We start from the raw sequence: 3418 nt of genomic DNA, 5'->3' as shown, positions 1-3418 counted from the left end.
CATGTCGGGCAGGTCGTGAAGACGCGCGGACGCTTCTCGCCCGGGGTGATCAGCGCCGTGATCCTGTTCTATCCGATCGCCATCGGCACCTATCGCGAAGCGGCGCTCGCGGGCCATCTCGGCCTCGGAACACTGCTCGGCTCGGTCGTCGGCGGGGCGCTCCTGATGGCGATGCCGATCGTGTTGCTGAAGCTTCGCGACCGGCCCTATTTCCGCCAGTCCTGAGACCCGCCTGCGCCCGCTGTGAGCGCCATCACTGCGGAGGACGTGGGATCGCATTAGCGCGTGCAGCGGGGGCGCCAAACGGTTCCGAAACCGCTACCATGAGGGCAGTGCCGGAAGAGCGCGGCACCGTCCGGGGAAACGGGTATGTCAACGCTGATCGTCATCGCCGTCATCGTCGTCGTCGGCCTTTATGCCGTCACGCTCTACAATCGCCTCGTACGCCAGCGCAATCTCGCCCGCGAGGGCTGGAGCGGCATCGATGTCCAGCTGAAGCGGCGCGCCGACCTCATCCCCAATCTCGTCGAGACGGTGAAGGGCTATGCGGCGCATGAAAAGGGCATCTTCGAGGAGGTCGCCGAGAAGCGCGCGGCCAGCATGCGCGCCGGCGACGTCACCAGCCAGGCGGCGGCCGACCAGGCGCTCTCGGGCGCGCTCGGCCGGCTGATCGCCATCTCCGAGGCCTATCCGGAGCTGAAGGCCGACGCCAATTTCCGCCAGCTGCAGACGGAACTCGCGACGATCGAGGACGAGATGCAGAAGGCGCGGCGCTACTACAACGCGACGGCGCGCGACCTCAACACCTCGATCCAGTCCTTCCCGGCCGTGCTTGTCGCGCAGAGCCTCGGCTTCCGCGAGGAGCCGTTCTACGAGATCGAGGATCGCGCGGCCGCCTCGGTGCCGCCCAAGGTCGCGTTCTGAGACGCCGCGGATGAAGCGCGTCCTCCTCGCGGCGCTCATCCTCGTCGCGGCGCTCGTCCCGGCCGCGGCCGGCGACCGCATCCTCTCCTTCGTGAGCGACGTTGTCGTCGAGCGGAACGGCGACCTCGACGTCACCGAGACCATCCGCTTCGATGTCGAGGGCGACCAGATCAACCACGGCATCAACCGGGATTTCCCGACCCGCTACGAAGATGGCCGCGGCATGTCGGTGAAGGTCGGCTTCACCGTCGAAAGCGTGCTGCTGGACGGCGCGCCGGAGCCCTATGAGCTGCTGCCGCTGGCGAACGGTACCCGGGTGCGCATCGGCTCCGCCGACCGCTTCGTGTCGCGCGGGCCGCACGACTACACGATCCGCTATCGCACCACGCGGCAGATCGGCTACTTCGCCGATTTCGACGAGCTCTACTGGAACGCGACCGGCAATGGCTGGACCTTTCCGATCGAGAGCGCCGAGGCGCGGATCACCATCCCCGAGCCGGTCGGATTCCAGGATCTCGCGGGCTACACCGGCGTCGCAGGCTCGCGCGAGCATGCCGTCTCCGTCATGTGGGACACGGCAAATCCCGCGACCGTCACCTTTCGCACCACACGCCCGCTCGGCATCGGCGAGGGCCTGACCGTCGCCGCCAGCTGGCAGAAGGGCATCGTCGATGCGCCGAGCTTCGAGCGGCGCGCGCTCTGGTGGCTGCATGACAATCTCGGGGCGCTGGCCGCGATCATCGGCAGCATCCTGGCGCTCGGCTACTTCGCGCTCGCCTGGCTGAAGGTCGGCCGCGATCCGCCACGCGGACCGATGGTGCCGATCTTCTCGCCGCCCGATGGCCTCAGCGCCGCCGCGACGCGCTATGTCTCGGCCATGGCGTTCGACAACCGCGCCTTCACGGCGGCGCTGCTCGATCTCGGCGTGCATGGGCATCTGAAGCTTGCCGACAGCGGGCCGACGCTGATCATCACCCGGCTGGCAGGAACGGCGCCGATCGGCGAGCCGGAAGCGGCGATGGAGGCGGCGCTGTTCAGGGGGGCCGTGTCGGTCGAACTCGTCCAGCGCAATCATCAAAAGCTGCAGGCTGCCCGCAGCGCCCTGTCAACCGGCCTCGCACGCGCCTATGCCGGAACGATCTTCCATTGGAACGCCGGCTGGCTGGCGCTCGGCATCCTGGTGACCGTGCTCGTCTATGTCGCGACGGCGGCTGGCCTGATCATCGCGCTCGGCGCCGATCTCGGAACGGCCGCGGTGCTCGGCCTCGCCTTCGCCTCGGTGGCGGGCATCGTCGTCGGCATCGGGCTCAATGCTGGCCAGACGGGTCAATCGCTGTTCACGCGGCTCGTCGCCTGGGTGGTGATGGGCGTCTTCGCGGTCGCCTTCTTCGCTGCCGGCGTCATCGCCTTCGCGACAACCGTCAAGGCGCCGCTCGACGCCGCACCGCTGCTCCTCCCGATCGTCGTGATGCCGGTCCTCGTCTCGTCCTTCGGCTGGATGCGCAGCCCGACAGCGGCCGGGCAGAAGCTGCGCGACGCAATCTTCGGCTTCCGCCATTATCTCGGCACCGCGGAGGAGCATCGGCTCGAAGTTCTGCATCCTCCGGAGAAGACGCCGGAACTGTTCGAGCGTTATCTGCCCTATGCGGTGGCGCTCGATGTCGAGAATGCCTGGGCGGCGAAGTTCGCCGGCGTGCTGGCCGCCGCGGGCGCCTCGGCGGCGGTCGCGTCCTGGTATGCGACGAGTTCGCATCGCGATCCCGGCAGCCTCGTCGACCGCCTCGGATCGAGCCTGTCGCAGACCGTCGCCTCGGCTTCGAGCGCGCCGGGCTCCAGCTCAGGCTCGTCCGGCGGCGGCTCGTCCGGCGGCGGCGGTGGCGGTGGCGGCGGGTCCGGCTGGTAGCCCAGTGTCCTACGGGATCGCGAGATCGGCCGTGACGGCCAGATGGTCGGAGCCGAAATCCTTGCTGACATTGATCGCGGCGACGCCGATGCGGCCGGGCACCGCGATCCGGTCGATCGGAGTGCCGAGCGCCGGCGGCGCGCGGAACTCGCGGAAGAAGCGCGTCGGCGGCGGCCATGCGCCGCGTTCGGTGGTGACGAGGCCGGACCGGTTCATGAAGGAGCGCAGCACCGGCGACCAGTAGGGCGTGTTCCAGTCGCCGACGACCAGCAGATCGGTTCCGGCCGGCTCGGCTTTCACCCGCTCGGCAACCGCCCGCAGATAGGCGTTGCGCATTACCCAGCCCGAGACCTTCCGTGTCGTCGGCGCATGGACGCCATAGACGACCAGCGGCCTGGCGTCGGGACGCTCGACGACCGCCCTGAGCGCGCCCGAGCCGCCGACATCGTCGGTCGGATTGGCCGCCGGCCCGAGATCGAGCCATTCGGCCGTGACGGGATAACGGCTGGCGACCATCACCGAGGAGCGGTCGGCGCCGGCGACATGCGGCAGGCCCGGCAGGCTCTCGACCACGGGCCGCCAGCGCCAGTT

The 3418-nt window shown here is 69.1% G+C and carries 4 protein-coding genes; 3 read left to right on the top strand and 1 reads right to left on the bottom strand.

Features of this window, described 5'->3' with window-relative positions; genetic code table 11:
• The 3 genes from BGN95_RS23790 to BGN95_RS23780 all read left to right on the top strand — a co-directional run.
• Nucleotides 1-225 (top strand): hypothetical protein (locus BGN95_RS23790; RefSeq protein WP_286774238.1); only part of this gene is annotated, 225 nt, incomplete at its 5' end.
• Nucleotides 226-369: 144 nt separating this feature from the next.
• A complete protein-coding gene (locus tag BGN95_RS23785) occupies nucleotides 370-924 on the top strand; it encodes a LemA family protein (RefSeq protein ID WP_286774237.1) in 555 nt (184 codons plus the stop codon).
• 10 nt (nucleotides 925-934) lie between these two features.
• Nucleotides 935-2827, top strand: coding sequence for a DUF2207 domain-containing protein (locus BGN95_RS23780; RefSeq protein ID WP_286774236.1), 1893 nt, complete (start codon nucleotides 935-937; stop codon nucleotides 2825-2827).
• Nucleotides 2828-2836: 9 nt separating this feature from the next.
• Here BGN95_RS23780 and BGN95_RS23775 read toward each other — a convergent pair whose 3' ends face one another.
• Complete coding sequence (locus tag BGN95_RS23775) at nucleotides 2837-3400, bottom strand: endonuclease/exonuclease/phosphatase family protein (protein WP_286774235.1); 564 nt, start codon at nucleotides 3398-3400, stop codon at nucleotides 2837-2839.
• Between the last annotated feature and the right edge of the window lie 18 nt (nucleotides 3401-3418).

Origin of the sequence: Sphingomonas sp. 66-10, assembly GCF_001897045.1 — a bacterium.
GTDB lineage: Bacteria > Pseudomonadota > Alphaproteobacteria > Sphingomonadales > Sphingomonadaceae > Sphingomonas > Sphingomonas lycopersici.
The sequence above is the reverse complement of the archived record's forward strand: the minus strand, read 5'-3'. Positions and strand labels throughout refer to the sequence as shown.